Source organism: Micromonospora sp. WMMA1949 (assembly GCF_027460145.1).
GTDB lineage: Bacteria > Actinomycetota > Actinomycetes > Mycobacteriales > Micromonosporaceae > Micromonospora.
This window is the reverse complement of record NZ_JAPZBG010000001.1, coordinates 4661808-4677184: the sequence shown is the minus strand read 5'-3', so window position 1 is coordinate 4677184 and position 15377 is coordinate 4661808. Positions and strand designations below refer to the sequence as shown.

The window sequence follows — 15377 nt, the reverse complement described above, 5'->3', positions numbered from 1 at the left end:
GTGCGACAAACTGCTCAGGACTACTCACGGTCGCTGGTGTGAAGGAGTACGACGTGGCGAGCCTCGACACCTTCGGTGCGAAGACCCAGCTACGCGTCGGAGACGCGAGCTACGAGATTTTCAGGATCGACAAGGTGGAGGGCCACGAGCGGCTGCCCTACAGCTTGAAGATCCTGCTGGAGAACCTGCTGCGGACCGAGGACGGCGCGAACATCACCGCCGACCACATCCAGCAGCTCGGCGCGTGGGACGCCACCGCCGACCCGAGCGTGGAGATCCAGTTCACCCCGGCCCGGGTGCTGATGCAGGACTTCACCGGCGTGCCCTGCGTGGTCGACCTGGCCACCATGCGCGAGGCGGTCCGTGACCTGGGCGGCGACGCCACCAAGGTCAACCCGCTGGCCCCGGCCGAGCTGGTCATCGACCACTCGGTCATCGCCGACCTGTTCGGCCGCGAGGACGCCTTCGAGCGCAACGTCGAGCTGGAGTACGAGCGCAACAAGGAGCGCTACCAGTTCCTGCGCTGGGGCCAGACCGCGTTCAACGAGTTCAAGGTCGTCCCGCCGGGCACCGGCATCGTGCACCAGGTCAACATCGAGTACCTGGCCCGTACGATCATGGAGCGCAACGGCCAGGCGTACCCGGACACCGTCGTCGGCACCGACTCGCACACCACCATGGTCAACGGCCTGGGCGTGCTGGGCTGGGGCGTCGGCGGCATCGAGGCCGAGGCCGCGATGCTCGGCCAGCCGGTCAGCATGCTGATCCCCCGGGTCGTCGGCTTCAAGCTCTCCGGCGAGATGCCGGCCGGCACCACCGCCACCGACCTGGTGCTGACCATCACCGAGATGCTGCGCAAGCACGGCGTGGTCGGCAAGTTCGTCGAGTTCTACGGCCCGGGCGTGAGCGCCGTACCGCTGGCGAACCGCGCCACCATCGGCAACATGTCGCCGGAGTACGGCTCGACCGTGGCGATCTTCCCGATCGACGCCGAGACCGTCCGCTACCTGGAGCTGACCGGCCGCGACGCACAGCAGGTGGCGCTGGTCGAGGCGTACGCCAAGGAGCAGGGCCTCTGGCACGACCCGGAGCGCGAGCCGGAGTACTCCGAGCGCCTCGAGCTGGACCTGAGCACCATCGAGCCGTCGCTGGCCGGCCCGAAGCGCCCGCAGGACCGGGTGCCGCTCGGCAGCGCCAAGACGCTGTTCCGCGCCGCGCTCAGCGACTACGTGGCAGCCGACGAGACCGGTGGCGACCCGGGCCGCAAGCCGGGCGTGCCGCAGCAGGAGAAGCCGTTCGGCGCCGACGGCCCGGCCGACGAGGCGTCGGCCGAGTCCTTCCCGGCCAGCGACTCCCCCGCCAACGGCGTCAACGACCCGGCGGACGCGCCGCGCGACCTGGAGACCGCCGCGGTGGGCGCGGGCGGCCGGGCCAGCAATCCGGTACGCGTGACCGGCGCCGACGGCGTCGAGTACGAGCTGGACCACGGCGCCGTGGTGATCGCCGCGATCACCTCCTGCACCAACACCTCGAACCCGCAGGTCATGATCGGCGCCGCGCTGCTGGCCCGCAACGCGGTGGAGAAGGGCCTGGCCCGCAAGCCGTGGGTGAAGACCACCCTGGCGCCGGGCTCGAAGGTCGTCATGGACTACTACGACCGCGCCGGCCTCACCCCGTACCTGGAGAAGCTCGGCTTCAACCTGGTCGGCTACGGCTGCACCACCTGCATCGGCAACTCCGGCCCGCTGCCGGAGGAGGTCTCCGCCGCCGTCAACGACGGTGACCTGGCGGTCGTGTCGGTGCTGTCCGGCAACCGGAACTTCGAGGGCCGGATCAACCCGGACGTCAAGATGAACTACCTGGCGTCGCCGCCGCTGGTGGTCGCGTACGCGCTCGCCGGCACCATGGACATCGACCTCGCAAACGAGCCGATCGGCGAGGACGCCCAGGGCAACCCGGTGTTCCTGCGGGAGATCTGGCCGAACAGCGCCGAGATCCAGGACGTCATCGCCTCCGCGATCGGCGCGACCGGCTTCAGCGCCGCGTACGCCGACGTGTTCGCCGGTGACGAGCGCTGGCAGTCGCTGCCCACCCCGACCGGTGATACGTTCTCCTGGGACGGCGAGTCGACGTACGTGCGCAAGCCCCCGTACTTCGAGGGCATGCAGCAGGAGCCGACCCCGGTGCAGGACATCGCGGACGCGCGGGTGCTGGCGAAGCTGGGCGACTCGGTGACCACCGACCACATCTCCCCGGCCGGCTCGATCAAGGCGGATTCCCCCGCCGGCAAGTACCTGGCCGAGCACGGCGTGGCCCGCCACGAGTTCAACTCGTACGGCTCCCGTCGGGGCAACCACGAGGTGATGATCCGGGGCACGTTCGCCAACATCCGGCTGCGCAACCAGCTGGTCCCCGGCGTGGAGGGCGGTTTCACCGTCAACCACCTGACCGGCGAGCAGACCTCGATCTACGACGCCTCGATGGCCTACCAGGAGGCGGGCGTCCCGCTGGTCATCCTGGCCGGCAAGGAGTACGGCTCGGGCTCGTCGCGGGACTGGGCCGCGAAGGGCACCATGCTGCTGGGCGTGAAGGCGGTCATCGCCGAGTCGTACGAGCGGATCCACCGCTCGAACCTGATCGGCATGGGCGTGCTGCCGCTGCAGTTCCCGGGCGGCGAGACCGCCGAGTCGCTGGGCCTGACCGGCACGGAGACGTTCTCGATCAGCGGCGTCACCGCGCTGAACGACGGCGACACCCCGCGCACGGTGAAGGTCACCACCGACACCGGTGTGGAGTTCGACGCCGTGGTCCGCATCGACACCCCGGGTGAGGCGGACTACTACCGGCACGGCGGCATCCTGCAGTACGTGCTGCGCCGCATGATCGCGAGCTGATTCGCGTACGGCTGACACAGGGCCGCTTCCCGCTCCGGCGGGAAGCGGCCCTCGCCGTACCGTGGTCATCGCAGCCGGAGCGCGACGGCGCGTGCCTCCGCGTCGGTGAGCGGCAGGAACCACAGGAAACGCCGCACGATCGCGATCGGGTCCGGGCCGTCGGGCCGGCCGCGCAGGTCGCGGATGGCCTGCCGGGTGAGCCGGGAGAACTCGGGGATCATCGTGGCGCGGCGGGCCGCGTCGGTGGGCGCGGCCCGCAGGGTCGGGCACGGCCAGGGCTCACCGCAGCGGTCGCAGCGCCAGGCCGGACCGCACGCGCGGTGGCCGGTCAGCGGCAGCACCACCCGGGGGTACGCCGATGTAGGTGTCGGTTCGGTCATGCCTCCACCGTGCCGAGGGTGCCCGAACAATCACACAGCGTTGTGTAATCTCCTTCGGACGGTTCTTTTGCTCCGGGGAGGAACGGGCATGAACCATGCTTTCGTCACCGCGCTGGCCGGCGCCGGCCACACCGCCGAGAGCCTGGCGGAACGGCTCGGCCTGCATCCGAAGACGGTGGCCAGATGGGCGAACCCCGGGCACATCCCGCAGAGCCGGCACCGCGCGACTGTGGCGAACCTGCTGGGCCAGCCGATCGAGGCGCTCTGGCCGGACGCGGTCCGCCGCCGCGAGCCGGTCTGGTTCCGCCCGTGGGTGGACATCGAACGCGAGGCGGTCGCGCTACGCACGTTCGAGCTGGCGTGGGTGCCGGGCCTGCTGCAGACCGAGGCGTACGCCCGGGCCACCTTCATCGGCCAGCCACTGACCGCCGACGAGGTCACCGACCTGGTCACCGCCCGGCTGGACCGGCAGGGCATCCTCACCCGGCCGCGCGGGCCGCTGTACGTCGTGGTGCTCGACGAGCAGGTACTGCGCCGCGCCGCCGCCGGCGACCGCGCGCTGATGGCCGCGCAGGTGACCCACCTGCTCACCTGCGCCGAGCTGCCGAACGTGCAGCTCCACGTGGTGCCGGTGGACACACCGACCTATCCCGGGCTGGACGGGCCGTTCGTCATCGCGGAGCTGCGCGACGGCAACCGGGTGGCGCATGTGGACAGCCAGGCCCGCGCGCAGATCATCGAACAGCCCTCGGAGATTGCTACCCTGGAGCGTCGGTGGGAACGCATCCGGGGCGAGGCGCTGCCCCGCGCGCGGACCCTGGAACTGCTGAGGGAAGTGGCAGCGGCATGGACCTGAGCGGCGCCCGATGGCGCAAGAGCACCCGCAGCGGCGGCAACGGCGGCAACTGCGTCGAGGTCGCCGGCAACCTGCCCGGCGTGGTCGGCGTCCGCGACTCGAAGGACCCGGCCGGGCCGGTGCTCACCTTCACCCCGGCCGCGTGGACCCGGTTCGTGGCGTCGACCCGCCGCTGAGCCCGGTCAGGCCAGGCGCGCGGCGCACACGTGCACCGGATCCCCCGATTCGGACGTGGTCGCACGCTCGAAGCTCAGCCCGATCCGCTCCGCGACCCGCTGCGAGGGCGTGTTGTCGGGGTGGATGATCGCGACGAGGCGGTCGACGCCCAGCCGGTCGCGCGCGTGGTCGCGACACGCGGCCGCCGCTTCCGTGGCGAATCCGCGACCCTGCACCCCGGTTCGCAGGTGGTAACCGACCTCGACCTCCGTCACCCCGTCCACCGGCTGCGGAGTGAGGCCGCAGTCGCCGACGAACTCGCCTGTCGCCCGTGACCTGAGCACCCACAGTCCGAAGCCGTGGTCGCGGTAGAGGCCCTCGTTCCAGCGGATCCAGTCCAGCGATGACCGTCGACGACCTCGACGACGTGGCTGCCATGCTCGGCGACCCGCTCGTGATGCGCTACTACCCGCGACCGAAGACCCTGGCGGAGGTGCTGAATTGGAATTCGATAATGTTCCCCGATCGCACATCCGACACTGCAAACAATCGACGTCCATGATTCGTTGACACGATCCGAAGCACGTCGATACGTTGCCGACATCGCGATGAACAACGGGGGCGCTCCAGTTTCGATCCGGGAATCGAACACTGGGAAGGATTTCATGAAGACGACGATCAGACTTCTGGCCCTGCCGGCCCTGATCCTGCCGGCGATCCTCGCCGGCACTCCGGCGCTGGCCGGCACCGGCACCACCGCGGGCACGGCCGCTCCGGCCACTGTCACGTCGATCGAGCGCAAGGCGGGATCGTCCACGCAGGCCAAGGCCTACTGGACGGCCGAGCGCATGGCGGCGGCCACCCCGGCCGACGAGGTGGAGAAGTCCGCCGGCCCGGTCACCCAGAGCCCCACGGCCGAGCGGGTGCGACGCTTCGCCGAGGCGGTGGCGCCGAAGGACGGCAGCGGCTTCGGCACCCAGCTGAACGAGTCGATCACGGTCGGGAAGATCTTCTACACCAGCTCGACCGACGGCTTGGGGCACTACTGCTCCGCGAGCGTGGTGAACAGCCCGGCGCGCAACATGGTCTTCACGGCCGCGCACTGCGTGCACGACGGGCCGGGCCGGGACTGGCACACCGCGAACTGGATGTTCGTGCCGTCGTACCGCAACGGCGCGCAGCCGTACGGCACCTGGGACTGGTCCACGCTCGCGGTGCCCAGCGGCTGGATCAGCACCCGCGAGCGGCAGTACGACGTGGCTGTCGCGCTCGTCTACGGCAGCCGGTCGATCGTGGACGCGGTCGGCGCGAACGGGCTGCTCACCGGCGGCGGCCGGGCGTACCACTACGACATCTTCGGCTACCCGAGCAACAAGGACAGCGGCGAGATCCAGTGGGTCTGCTCGGGCACGTCGAGGGACGCGGGCAGCAACCGGATCGAGATGAACTGCGGCTTCGGGGGCGGTTCGAGCGGCGGCCCGTGGTACTACAGCTACGACAACACCACCAGGCGCGGTGACGTGCACGGGGTGATGAGTTACTCGAGCGGCTCGAACACGAACGGCTCGCCGTACTTCTCCGCCGCGGTGGTGGGGACGCTCTACAACACGTACGCGAACGACACCTGGTGAACGACGGTCCGCCTGGTGTGCCGCCCGGCGCACCAGGCGGACCGGCACCGGCCCCACGGCCCGGAGGAGGCGACATGTCACACCGTGTGCTGCTCGGCGCGGCCGCCGTCGCGGCGCTCGCCGTGGCCGCGGCCGTCGTGGTCGTCGCGGCGCGCGACGGCGGCTCGGCGCGGCCGGCGCCCGGCCCGGTGGTCGCGACGCACAACCCGAGCCCCGGCGCCACCGATCCGTCCGAATACTGGACGAGGGAACGAATGCGGGACGCGATCGGCGACTGAATCACCGAATTGCGTCCGCCGGATTGCGTTGCCCGGAATCGAACGCTCGCGCACGGGCGCGCCGAATTCCTTTCGCCGGCCGAGCCCGAGTCGCAATTCCCATTCGTGAGAGGCGTGAGTGCCGACGAGTCCTCACGGAACGGTGTCGGAGTAGACCTCGACGTCGTAGAGCAGTTGCACGTTGCGGCGGCCGTTGGTGATGCCGACGAAGACCGGGTCACCGGCCGGGGTGCGACCCTGGCGCCACACCTGCTCCCGGGCGGCTTCCCGCGACTCGTGATGGATGCCGCCCTCGCGATGCAGGTGGAGGACGCGGCGGGCGGTGGTGGGGTCGCTGTCGAGGTGGATCCGCAGCAGGGGCACGGCGCAGCCTCCTTGCCCACTGTCGAGGCCGAACTTTCGTCTGTTCAATCAGCTTACCGTTGTTAAGCTGCCTGTCCAGTGAACTAGAGTGGCTCCATGACCACGACCGAGCCCGGTGCGGCGACGACACCGGTGTGGCTGCGGGCAGAGCAGCCGCGGGCGCGGCGTAAGCCGCCGCTGACCCGTGAGCGCATCGTGGAATTCGCCGTGACAGCGCTGGACGAGCACGGCGTCGAGGGCCTGACGATGCGTCTGCTCGCCCAGCGGCTCGGCGTGACCGCCACCGCGCTCTACTGGCACGTGAAGACGAAGGACGACGTCCTGGACCTGGCCGTCGACCGCATCTTCGGCGACGTGCCGATCCCGGACGCCGGCGACGACTGGATGGAGGACATCCGCGTCCTCGTCCGGGCCTGGCGCGACGCGATGTTGCGCCATCCCTGGGCACCCGGGCTCATCGGTCGTCCGATGCTCGGGCCCAACGTCCTGGCCCGCACCGAGTTCCTGCAGTCGGCGCTCGTGCGCGGCGGCTGCCACGGTCTTCAGCTCGCGGTCGCCACGAGAATGCTGGCCAACTACGTCATCGGCGCCTCGCTCACGGAGGCCACGTGGCGCCGGACCGCGGACCCGGGCGCGAGAGCCGCAGCCCGCGACCACATCGCCGCGCGCGCCGACACCTATCCGACCCTCAGCACCTCCGGCCATCTCGACGACGCCCGATGGGCCGACGACCTGCTGTTCGAGGAGGGCCTCGACGGCATTCTCCGGGCGGCGGCACGGACCGGCACGCCGGACCGACCACGCGCGCATCTCAGCCGGCGGCGCTCTCCAGCACCGCCTTGAGCCGGGCCAGGTCCGCCTCCACGAGCGCGGTGTCCCGCTCGAAGTCCGCGTCGCTCATGCCGGGCATCCGCCGCAGGCTGAACACCACCTCGGTGGCGTCGCCGTCGGCGATCGCGCGCAACGGCACGTACACCGTCTCGCCCGACGGCGTCAGCACCTCGTGGTCGAGCACGCCGTACTCGTTTGCCGGCGCGAACGTCAGCCGCGCCCGCCCTTCGGGCGTGTCCACATACCAGTGGCCGTCGACGAGCACGACCGAGCCGCCGAGACCCGGCGCCCAGCGGGGCAGGTTCGCCGGGTCGGCGGCGAAGGCGTAGACATCCGCGACCGGCCGGTCGATGTGGACGCTGAGGTGCCGGGTGTCGGTGGCCATGCGCCGATGGTGCCATGCCTGTCGCACGCGCACGCTACGCTGCCGCCGATTCCCACCGGTCCCCCGAGAGGCAACCCCATGGGCATGATCTTCTACGCACGCCGGCTGTCCGCCGAGGAGCTGGCGGCGGTCCTCGCCGACCCGGAGAAGGTCGGCACCCTGTTCCCGGGCGGGCCGGACGAACTCGATCTCGACAAGGCGTGGCACGGGCTGCACTACCTGCTGACCGGCACCACGTACGAGGTCCGGGGTGACGCCGGGCCGGCGATCATCGGCGGTGACCCGATCGGCCCGGACCTCGGCATGGGCCCGGCCCGGCTGCTCATGCCCGACGCCGTCCGCGCCGTGGCCGCCGGGCTCGACGCGATCGACGAGGCGACGCTGCGGGCCCGCTTCGACCCGGCCGCCATGTCGGAGGCCGAGATCTACCCGCACATCTGGGACGACGGCGACGACGAGTTCGACGGCTACCTGCTGCCGAACTTCACCCGGCTGCGTGACTTCTACCGAGACGCGGCGGCGAGCGGAGACGCCGTGCTGCTCGCCGTCACCTGACCGGCGGGAAACGAACCGACGGAAACGAGCCGCCCGAAGACGAGCCGCCGGAAACGAGTCGACGGAGACGAGCCGGCGGAAACGGGTACGCGCCGTCGGGTTGCCGCCGGTAGCGTGCCGGCGTGGGACTCGACGCATTCGTGTACTGCCGGTGCTGGCAGGACGGCCTCGCCACGCCCTGCCCGGTCGAACCGGTCGGCATCGACGAGGAGGGCTGTCTCGCGCTGTTGCTGCAGTGGGAGGGCAACGAGGCCGCGCACCGCACGTTCGACGCCTGGCAGGCGGAGGCGTGCCCGCACAAGGCCATGGAGCAGGCGAGCGAGCACGTGTCCAACTGGGCCGGTGTGCGGCTGTTCCAGCAGGCGCTACGCGCCGCCGGCCCGGAGCGCTTCCCGACGCTCGCCACCGCGCTCCCGAACCTCAACGGCGGCTCGCTGCCGGCCGACCGGGCGGCGGTCGCGCTCGCCGAGCTGGACGCGTTCGCGCGCACCGACCGGATCACCGACGAGGTGGAGCTGATCGACGAGGCGACCGGCCGGGTGCTGATGCAGTACGTCGAGAGCTATCACGGGGTGTTCATGCTGGGCCCGGATTTCCGGGCCGGGGTCGATCCGGACGGCTTCTTCGTTGTCGACACCGCCGACCCGCCCGCCACGCTGTTCCGGGCCGTGCGGTTCGGCCAGCGGCCGCTGCCCGGCGACCGGGTGGAGTTCACCGCCGGCGGGACGCGGACGGTGCTGGCGATGCGGCCGGTGGGCGGGCACGGCGAGCCGCCGCCCGAACGGCTCGCGGTGCGGTCCCGGAGCCGGTCGGGCGGCGACTTCGCCTACATCGTGGAGCCGCTGCGCCGGCTGTGCGCGGCGTCGGTGGCGACCGGCAACCCGGTCATGTGGTGCTGACGCGCCGCACTCACCACGGGATCACGCCCGCGTCCTCGAAGTAGCCGCCGGTCGGCCCGTCGCCGGGCAGCGTCGCCAGCCGGATCGCGATCGCCGCGCCCTGCTGCGGGGTCCGCACACCGCGGAAGTCGTTCAGGTCGGTGGCGGTGAAACCCGGGCAGGCGGCGTTGATCAGGACGCCCGTGCCGGCCAGCGCCCGCGCGTACTGGATGGTCACCGCGTTGAGCATGCTCTTCGACGGCGAGTACGCCACCGACAGCGGGCCGGTCTGGTGTTCGCCCTCCGAGGCGCTCTGCCGGGTCAGCGAGCCGACGCCGCTGGACATGTTGACGATCCGCGGCGAGGCCGAGCGGCGCAGCAACGGCAGCATCGCCTCGGTCACCCGGACCACGCCGATCACGTTGACCTCGACCGCCGTCCGGATGGTCGCGAGGTCGACGTCGCCCGGGTGCTGCGGCACGCCACCGGTCACGCCCGCGTTGTTGACGAGCACGTCCAGCCCGCCGGCCTCCGTCTCCAGCAGCCGGGCGGCGGCGGCCACGCTCGCGTCGTCGGTCACGTCCAGCGGTACGCCGAACGCGTCCACACCACCCGCGCGCAGCTTCGCGACCGCCTCCGCGAGCCGCTGCTCGTCCCGGGCGCCGACGCCCACCCGCCAGCCCAGCGCGCCCAGGCCCGCCGCGATCTCGTACCCGATTCCCTTGTTCGCGCCCGTCACCAGCGCGATCGTCCGTTCGCTCATGGTTTCGATCCTGTCCGCGCGGCGAGCGGGCCTCCAACACCACCTCGGTAGCGGCCGATACCTGGCGGGTATCGATTCGGCGGTACGGTGGCGGGATGGAGACGCGGGAGCTTCGCTACTTCGTCGCGGTGGCCGAGGAACTGCACTTCGGCCGCGCCGCGCGACGCCTGGGCATCGCCCAGCCGCCGCTGTCGCGCGCGATCCAGCAGCTCGAACGGCGTCTCGGCGTGACCCTGCTGGACCGGGACAGCCGCGGCGTCGCGCTCACCGCGGCCGGGTCGGTGCTGCTCCGCGAGGGCCGGGCCGCCCTCGACGCCGTGGACGCCGCCGACCGCCGTACCCGCCGCGCCGGCCAAGCCACGAACGGCGGCCCCGGGCTGGTGCTGGCCACGAAGGCGGGCGCGTCGAGCGAACTGCTGCCGAAACTGCTCGACGCGTACGCGGCCGAGCCGGACGCCGTCCCCGTCGAGGTGTTGCTGTGCGGCATCGGCGAGCAGGAACGGCTGCTGCGCGACGGGCGGGCCGACGTGGCGTTGCTGCACCTGCCGTTCGACTCGACCGCCGGGCTGGACACCGAGGAACTGGTCACCGAGCAGCAGGTGGCGGTCCTGCCGGCCGGCCATCCGCTGGCCCGGCGGCCGCACCTCCTCATGGCCGAGGTGGAGACGCTGTCCGGCCTGCCGATGCCGCGCTGGCCCCGGGCCGACGGGTCGTATCCGGACGGTCCGGGCCCCGAGGTCCGCGACCACGCCCAGTTGTTCCAGCTCATCGCGCTCGGCCGTACCGCGGTGGTGCTGCCGGAGTCGGTCCGGTCGCTGCTGCTCGCCGACCTGACCGTCGTGCCGGTGCCGGACGCCCCGGCGGTGACCACTGTGATCGCGTGGCCGCCGCACAGCCGGTCCCGGCCGCTGGCCGCCCTGATCCGGACCGCCACCCGCCTGTGACGCCGGCCGCTAGGCGGGCAACTCCTTGCGCATCTGCTGGGTGACCACCCGGTAGCCGGACGTCTCGTACAGCTTGCGTGCCGTCTCGTTGGCGCCGAAGACGTTCAGCTCCAGCGCCTGGGCGCCGTGCTCCCGGGCCGCCCGCTCCCCGGCCGCGAGCAGCGCCCGCCCGAGGCCCCGGCCCCGATGCCCGGCGGCCACCTCGATGTCGTAGAGGAACGCGCAGTCGGCGAGACCGCGCGGGTGGGTCAGGCCGATCCACAGCCGGCCGACCGGTGAACCGTCTGCCAGCTCGCCGACCAGGAACAGCATGCCGGGTGTGGCCATACCCTGCGGCAGGAAGCCGGCGGCGGCCTCCCGGGCCCGGTCGAGCGCCTCCTCGGGCGTCCAGTTGCCGGCCGTGACGTGCTCCCGCGCGTAGCCGGCGGCCAGCTCGTCCTGCCATCTGCCGAACTCGTCCGGGTTCATCGCCCGGACGCTCACCTCGGTCATCGCCACTCCCCCGTCGATGTGTGACAGTTCAGTCCTCGGCGGCGCGGCGGCGCGCCTCCCGCAGCTTCATGGCGTGCTCCAGCAGCGTGATCAGCACCTCCTTGGCCGACTCCCGCTTGCGCGCGTCGCACAGCACCACGGGTACGCCCGGGTCGAGGTCGAGCGCGGCCTGCACCTCGTCGAGACGGAACGTCTTGGCGCCCTCGAAGCAGTTCACCGCCACCACGAAGGGCGTACCGCGCCCCTCGAAGTAGTCGATCGACGGGAAGCAGTCGGCCAGCCGGCGGGTGTCGGCGAGCACCACCGCGCCGAGCGCGCCGAGCGCCAGCTCGTCCCAGACGAACCAGAACCGGTCCTGCCCGGGCGTACCGAACAGGTAGAGCACCAGGTCGTCGCTGATGGTGATGCGGCCGAAGTCCATCGCCACGGTGGTGGTCGACTTCTCCTCGATACCGGACAGGTCGTCGATGCCGATCCCGGTCTCGGTGAGCACCTCCTCGGTCCGCAGCGGCCGGGTCTCGCTGACCGCGCCGACCATGGTGGTCTTGCCGACGCCGAACCCGCCCGCGATCAGGATCTTGATCGCGGTGGGTAGCGGAGCGGCGCCCGCCGGCCGCTCAGAGCGCCCGTAGTCCATTGATAACCGCCTCGAAAACGTGCTCGTCGGGAAGGCCGGCGGTGGTCGCGCGCGGCTCGCGTACCTGTACCAGTCTGCGGGCGGCCAGGTCTCCGAGGAGGACCCGGACCGTGCCCACCGGCAGGTCGAGATGGGCGGCGATCTCGGCCACGGAGAGGATCCGCTGGCAGAGGCCGACGATCGCCACGTGCTCCGGGCCCAGCCCGGACTCCGACCCGACATCTGTGCGGGTCGAGGTGACCAGCGAGATCAGGTCGAACGTACCGGTCACCGGGCGGGCCCGGCCTCCGGTCACCGCGTACGGGCGCACCACCGGGCCGGCGTGGTCGTCCACCCACTCCTGCTCCGCGGAGTCCCCCCGGCCGGTCATCGTGCCGCGTTCTCGCCGAGGGGCTGTTCCCGGGTCGGTGATGCGACGAACCGGCCGACCCGGGTGACGAGCATGGCCATCTCGTACGCGATCAGGCCGACGTCCGTGTCCTCCGACGCCAGCACCGCCAGGCAGGCGTTGCGGCCGGCCGCTGTGACGAACAGGAAGGAGGACTGCATCTCGATGATGGTCTGCTGCACCTGCCCGCCACCGAACCGTTTGCCCGCGCCCCGGGCGAGGCTCTGGATGCCCGCCGCCATGGCCGCCAGGTGCTCGCCGTCGTCCCGGCTCAATCCGCGGGACGAGGCCATCAACAGTCCGTCGGTGGAGAGCGCCACGGCGTGCTCCGCCTGCTTGACCCGGCCGACCAGGTCATCCAGCAGCCACGTCAGATCCGCGCTCGAAGCCGTCTTCTGCGCCACTCGTCGTCCTCATCTTCCCGGCTGGTGTGCCGTCAGCTTCCGGTTTCCGTCGCGTCGACGTCCCGGTCAGGTAACCTGCTCGTCCGCGTCGGCCGGCGCACCGCCGGCCCCCTGCGCTCCGCCGAGCAAGCGCGCGGCATCGGTACGGCCGCGTCGCGTGCCGCTCTGATAGGAGCTCATCATCCGGCGCACCTGCTCCGGTGCACGCGCCGTGTCGTCGTCGGCGGTGTCGTCGTCGTCCACCGCGCTCTGGTCGTGTCGCAGCTCCGGCGCGAGGCTGGCCTGGCGTACCCGGACCGGGAGCCCCGCGTCGGTGACCGGCGCGTCCTCCGGCTCCGGCTCCGCTGCGGCGTCGGTCGTGGCGGCGGGCCGCCGCTCCACCACCGCCAGCTCCGTGGTGGGCCCGGCCACCGCGGGCTGCCGCTTGCGGGTACGCGCCGGCAGCCCGGACGGGGTCAGCCGGGGCGCCTGCGCCACCGGCTCCGGCACCTGCGGGGCGGGCTCGGCGGGCTGGTCGGGTTCGGTGCCGCCGTCCGGGCCGGACGCGGTGGCCGGCTCGGTGCCGTCCTCGGCCGGCGTGTTCCGCGCCGGGTCCGGCGCCGGCAGGACCGTCCCGGGGGCGGGGAGAGCGTCGGATGCGTCGGCGCCGTCGGCGGTGATCAGTTCACGCGGGATCAGCACCACTGCCGTGGTCCCGCCGTACGCGGACTCCTTGAGCTGCACCTTGACGCCGTGCCGTTCGGTGAGCCGGCTGACCACGAACAGGCCGAGCCGGGCCGCGTCGGCGAGATTCAGCTCGGACCGGTCGACGATGCGCGCGTTGGCGGCGGCCATCTCGTCGGCGCTCATGCCGAGGCCGCGGTCCTCGATCTCGATGGCGAAGCCGTTCGCCACGAGCTGGCCGCGGACCTCCACAGTGGTCTGCGGCGGGGAGAAGGAGAGCCCGTTCTCGATCAGCTCGGCCAGCAGGTGGATGACGTCACCGACGGCACGGCCGGTCAGCGACACGTCGCCGAGCGGGCGCACCGTGACCCGGGTGTAGTCCTCGACCTCGGCGACCGCGCCGCGTACCACGTCGACCATGGGGACGTTGCGCCGCCAGGCCCGGCCGGGCGTCGAGCCGGAGAGGACGATCAGGTTCTCCGCGTTGCGCCGCATCCGGGTGGCCAGGTGGTCGACCCGGAACAGGTCCTCCAGTTCCTCGGCGTCGTGCTCCCGCCGCTCCATCGCGTCCAGCAGCGTGAGCTGCCGGTGCACGAGCGCCTGGGTGCGCCGGGCCAGGCTGAGGAACACGTCGCGTACGCTGCGGCGCAGCTCGGCCTGCTCGACGGCGGTCCGGACGGCGGTCTCCTGCACGACGTTGAACGCCTTGCCCACCTGACCGATCTCGTCGTCGCCGAACTGCAACGGTGGCGCCTCGCGGGCGACGTCCACCTCCTCGCCGCGGCCCAGCCGCTCCACCACGCTCGGCAGGCGTTCGTGCGCCAGCTGGAAGGCGGCCTCGCGCAGCCGTTCGAGCTGGCGGACGAGCGCCCGGGCCGTGGTGATCGAGACGACCACGGAGGCGATGACGGCGATCAGGCCGAGACCGGCGGCGAGCACCAGCCGCACGATGACGCCGATCGCGACCGGCGTGGCCCGGGACACGATGTCCTCACCGCCGGCGAGGATCACCTCGCGCAGGTCGGCCATCGCCTTCTCGGCGGCGGCCTGCCACGCCGCGGCGGTCACCGGCGGGCGCACCTCGGCGCCCTTGGCCGCGAGCACCTGGTCCTGGAGCGTGCGGAGCTGCTGGAACGCGTCGCCCTCGACCATCCGGTCGAAGCGGGCACGGTCACCGGGGGCGAGTTCCCGGGCGGTACGGTCGGCGAGGAACCACTGCGCGCCGACCAGCCGGGCGAACGCGGTCTGCTCGCCGACGGTGATCCGGTTGGCCGCGATCGCGCCCGTGATCAGCGCGTCCTGTTGGGACAGCAGCTCCCGGGACCGGTTGAGGTCGATGAGCGCGGCGGTGTCCTTGGCGATCTCGTCGTCGTCGAGGCCGCCGAGGGCGTCGAAGACGGCGAAGATCCCGTCGACCGCCTCGTCGTACGCGATGAGCGTGGTGGTCCGGTCGATGGTCTTGCGGCTGACCTCGGCGCGTACCTGACCGAGCTGGTCCAGCTCGGTCTTCAGCTCGTCGAGCCGCTGCATCAGCTCCTCGCTGGCTGGGATCTCGGTGCGCCAGTCCCGCACCGAGCGCCACAGCGCGGTCGCGGTGTCGTCGGTCCGCGCGCGCTGGGCCTCCAGCTCCTGCAACCGGCCCGGGTCGGACTCACCGAGGTAGCGCAGCGACAACCGTCGCTCGGCCTGCAACTCCTGCAGCAGCGGGTCGCTCGGTTCGAAGACACGCGCGTTGAGCGTCTGCACGCCGAGCAGGTTGAACCCGTCCCGTACGGTCACCCACGCGGCGAACGCCCAGAGCGCGGTCAGCGACGCCAGCAGCGCGATGATCTTCGTACGGAGATTCGTACTGCGGGAACCCATCACACCGTCCTGGCCC

General features: G+C 71.9%; 20 protein-coding genes. 10 read left to right on the top strand and 10 right to left on the bottom strand.

Annotation, left to right across the window (positions count from 1 at the left end; translation table 11 throughout):
• Nucleotides 1-38: 38 nt before the first annotated feature.
• On the top strand, nucleotides 39-2894 hold the full coding sequence (locus O7607_RS22165; RefSeq protein ID WP_269705094.1) for an aconitate hydratase: 2856 nt from the start codon (nucleotides 39-41) through the stop codon (nucleotides 2892-2894).
• 65 nt (nucleotides 2895-2959) lie between these two features.
• On the opposite strand, the gene O7607_RS22160 is transcribed toward O7607_RS22165, so the two are convergent.
• Nucleotides 2960-3274: a hypothetical protein gene (locus O7607_RS22160; RefSeq protein ID WP_013475922.1), complete on the bottom strand. Its 315-nt coding sequence runs from the start codon at nucleotides 3272-3274 to the stop codon at nucleotides 2960-2962.
• 88 nt (nucleotides 3275-3362) lie between these two features.
• On the opposite strand from O7607_RS22160, the gene O7607_RS22155 reads away from it, so the two are divergent.
• Nucleotides 3363-4130 (top strand): DUF5753 domain-containing protein, encoded by a 768-nt coding sequence (locus O7607_RS22155; protein WP_269705093.1) that lies wholly within the window; start codon nucleotides 3363-3365, stop codon nucleotides 4128-4130.
• A complete protein-coding gene (locus O7607_RS22150) occupies nucleotides 4121-4306 on the top strand; it encodes a DUF397 domain-containing protein (protein WP_269705092.1) in 186 nt (61 codons plus the stop codon). Before O7607_RS22155 ends, O7607_RS22150 begins: the two co-directional genes overlap by 10 nt.
• 6 nt (nucleotides 4307-4312) lie before the next feature.
• Here O7607_RS22150 and O7607_RS22145 read toward each other — a convergent pair whose 3' ends face one another.
• A complete protein-coding gene (locus tag O7607_RS22145) occupies nucleotides 4313-4678 on the bottom strand; it encodes a GNAT family N-acetyltransferase (RefSeq protein ID WP_269707061.1) in 366 nt (121 codons plus the stop codon).
• A gap of 11 nt (nucleotides 4679-4689) precedes the next feature.
• On the opposite strand from O7607_RS22145, the gene O7607_RS22140 reads away from it, so the two are divergent.
• From O7607_RS22140 to O7607_RS22130, 3 genes are all read left to right on the top strand, one after another.
• Nucleotides 4690-4848: a hypothetical protein gene (locus tag O7607_RS22140; protein ID WP_269707125.1), complete on the top strand. Its 159-nt coding sequence runs from the start codon at nucleotides 4690-4692 to the stop codon at nucleotides 4846-4848.
• Between the two features lie 103 nt (nucleotides 4849-4951).
• Nucleotides 4952-5917: a trypsin-like serine peptidase gene (locus O7607_RS22135; protein WP_269705090.1), complete on the top strand. Its 966-nt coding sequence runs from the start codon at nucleotides 4952-4954 to the stop codon at nucleotides 5915-5917.
• Between the two features lie 74 nt (nucleotides 5918-5991).
• On the top strand, nucleotides 5992-6195 hold the full coding sequence (locus O7607_RS22130; RefSeq protein WP_269705089.1) for a hypothetical protein: 204 nt from the start codon (nucleotides 5992-5994) through the stop codon (nucleotides 6193-6195).
• Nucleotides 6196-6327: 132 nt separating this feature from the next.
• Here O7607_RS22130 and O7607_RS22125 read toward each other — a convergent pair whose 3' ends face one another.
• Entirely contained in the window at nucleotides 6328-6558 is a 231-nt protein-coding gene (locus tag O7607_RS22125) for a hypothetical protein (protein ID WP_269705087.1), read from the bottom strand.
• A 96-nt stretch (nucleotides 6559-6654) separates the two neighbouring features.
• Between O7607_RS22125 and O7607_RS22120 the strand changes: the two genes are divergently transcribed.
• On the top strand, nucleotides 6655-7401 hold the full coding sequence (locus O7607_RS22120; protein WP_269705085.1) for a TetR/AcrR family transcriptional regulator: 747 nt from the start codon (nucleotides 6655-6657) through the stop codon (nucleotides 7399-7401).
• Here O7607_RS22120 and O7607_RS22115 read toward each other — a convergent pair.
• Nucleotides 7370-7774: an SRPBCC family protein gene (locus O7607_RS22115; RefSeq protein WP_269705083.1), complete on the bottom strand. Its 405-nt coding sequence runs from the start codon at nucleotides 7772-7774 to the stop codon at nucleotides 7370-7372. The genes O7607_RS22120 and O7607_RS22115 overlap by 32 nt on opposite strands.
• 84 nt (nucleotides 7775-7858) lie before the next feature.
• Between O7607_RS22115 and O7607_RS22110 the strand changes: the two genes are divergently transcribed.
• Both O7607_RS22110 and O7607_RS22105 read left to right on the top strand, forming a co-directional pair.
• Nucleotides 7859-8329, top strand: coding sequence for a YfbM family protein (locus tag O7607_RS22110; protein WP_269705082.1), 471 nt, complete (start codon nucleotides 7859-7861; stop codon nucleotides 8327-8329).
• Nucleotides 8330-8451: 122 nt separating this feature from the next.
• Entirely contained in the window at nucleotides 8452-9228 is a 777-nt protein-coding gene (locus tag O7607_RS22105) for a hypothetical protein (protein WP_269705080.1), read from the top strand.
• 10 nt (nucleotides 9229-9238) lie between these two features.
• Here O7607_RS22105 and O7607_RS22100 read toward each other — a convergent pair whose 3' ends face one another.
• Entirely contained in the window at nucleotides 9239-9970 is a 732-nt protein-coding gene (locus tag O7607_RS22100) for an SDR family oxidoreductase (RefSeq protein WP_269705078.1), read from the bottom strand.
• A 95-nt stretch (nucleotides 9971-10065) separates the two neighbouring features.
• Between O7607_RS22100 and O7607_RS22095 the strand changes: the two genes are divergently transcribed.
• Nucleotides 10066-10914, top strand: coding sequence for a LysR family transcriptional regulator (locus tag O7607_RS22095; RefSeq protein ID WP_269705077.1), 849 nt, complete (start codon nucleotides 10066-10068; stop codon nucleotides 10912-10914).
• Nucleotides 10915-10923: 9 nt separating this feature from the next.
• Here O7607_RS22095 and O7607_RS22090 read toward each other — a convergent pair whose 3' ends face one another.
• The 5 genes from O7607_RS22090 to O7607_RS22070 all read right to left on the bottom strand — a co-directional run bounded on the left by O7607_RS22090 (nucleotide 10924) and on the right by O7607_RS22070 (nucleotide 15361).
• A complete protein-coding gene (locus O7607_RS22090; RefSeq protein WP_269705076.1) occupies nucleotides 10924-11406 on the bottom strand; it encodes a GNAT family N-acetyltransferase in 483 nt (160 codons plus the stop codon).
• Between the two features lie 28 nt (nucleotides 11407-11434).
• Nucleotides 11435-12043, bottom strand: coding sequence for a GTP-binding protein (locus O7607_RS22085; protein WP_013287415.1), 609 nt, complete (start codon nucleotides 12041-12043; stop codon nucleotides 11435-11437).
• On the bottom strand, nucleotides 12024-12413 hold the full coding sequence (locus O7607_RS22080; RefSeq protein WP_269705075.1) for a DUF742 domain-containing protein: 390 nt from the start codon (nucleotides 12411-12413) through the stop codon (nucleotides 12024-12026). Before O7607_RS22080 ends, O7607_RS22085 begins: the two co-directional genes overlap by 20 nt.
• Entirely contained in the window at nucleotides 12410-12835 is a 426-nt protein-coding gene (locus O7607_RS22075) for a roadblock/LC7 domain-containing protein (protein ID WP_269705074.1), read from the bottom strand. The genes O7607_RS22080 and O7607_RS22075 overlap by 4 nt, the downstream gene beginning before the upstream one ends.
• A gap of 66 nt (nucleotides 12836-12901) precedes the next feature.
• Nucleotides 12902-15361, bottom strand: a complete 2460-nt coding sequence (locus O7607_RS22070; RefSeq protein WP_269705073.1) for a nitrate- and nitrite sensing domain-containing protein — start codon at nucleotides 15359-15361, stop codon at nucleotides 12902-12904.
• Nucleotides 15362-15377: the final 16 nt, after the last annotated feature.

Excerpts from the sequence above, each read along its gene's own strand:
- O7607_RS22160 (WP_013475922.1), bottom strand. The coding sequence starts at position 3,274 with ATGACCGAACCGACACCTACATCGGCGTACCCCCGGGTGGTGCTGCCG.
- O7607_RS22155 (WP_269705093.1), top strand. The coding sequence starts at position 3,363 with ATGAACCATGCTTTCGTCACCGCGCTGGCCGGCGCCGGCCACACCGCC.
- O7607_RS22150 (WP_269705092.1), top strand. The coding sequence starts at position 4,121 with ATGGACCTGAGCGGCGCCCGATGGCGCAAGAGCACCCGCAGCGGCGGC.
- O7607_RS22140 (WP_269707125.1), top strand. The coding sequence starts at position 4,690 with ATGACCGTCGACGACCTCGACGACGTGGCTGCCATGCTCGGCGACCCG.
- O7607_RS22135 (WP_269705090.1), top strand. The coding sequence starts at position 4,952 with ATGAAGACGACGATCAGACTTCTGGCCCTGCCGGCCCTGATCCTGCCG.
- O7607_RS22130 (WP_269705089.1), top strand. The coding sequence starts at position 5,992 with ATGTCACACCGTGTGCTGCTCGGCGCGGCCGCCGTCGCGGCGCTCGCC.
- O7607_RS22120 (WP_269705085.1), top strand. The coding sequence starts at position 6,655 with ATGACCACGACCGAGCCCGGTGCGGCGACGACACCGGTGTGGCTGCGG.
- O7607_RS22115 (WP_269705083.1), bottom strand. The coding sequence starts at position 7,774 with ATGGCCACCGACACCCGGCACCTCAGCGTCCACATCGACCGGCCGGTC.
- O7607_RS22110 (WP_269705082.1), top strand. The coding sequence starts at position 7,859 with ATGATCTTCTACGCACGCCGGCTGTCCGCCGAGGAGCTGGCGGCGGTC.
- O7607_RS22100 (WP_269705078.1), bottom strand. The coding sequence starts at position 9,970 with ATGAGCGAACGGACGATCGCGCTGGTGACGGGCGCGAACAAGGGAATC.
- O7607_RS22095 (WP_269705077.1), top strand. The coding sequence starts at position 10,066 with ATGGAGACGCGGGAGCTTCGCTACTTCGTCGCGGTGGCCGAGGAACTG.
- O7607_RS22090 (WP_269705076.1), bottom strand. The coding sequence starts at position 11,406 with ATGACCGAGGTGAGCGTCCGGGCGATGAACCCGGACGAGTTCGGCAGA.
- O7607_RS22085 (WP_013287415.1), bottom strand. The coding sequence starts at position 12,043 with ATGGACTACGGGCGCTCTGAGCGGCCGGCGGGCGCCGCTCCGCTACCC.
- O7607_RS22080 (WP_269705075.1), bottom strand. The coding sequence starts at position 12,413 with ATGACCGGCCGGGGGGACTCCGCGGAGCAGGAGTGGGTGGACGACCAC.
- O7607_RS22070 (WP_269705073.1), bottom strand. The coding sequence starts at position 15,361 with ATGGGTTCCCGCAGTACGAATCTCCGTACGAAGATCATCGCGCTGCTG.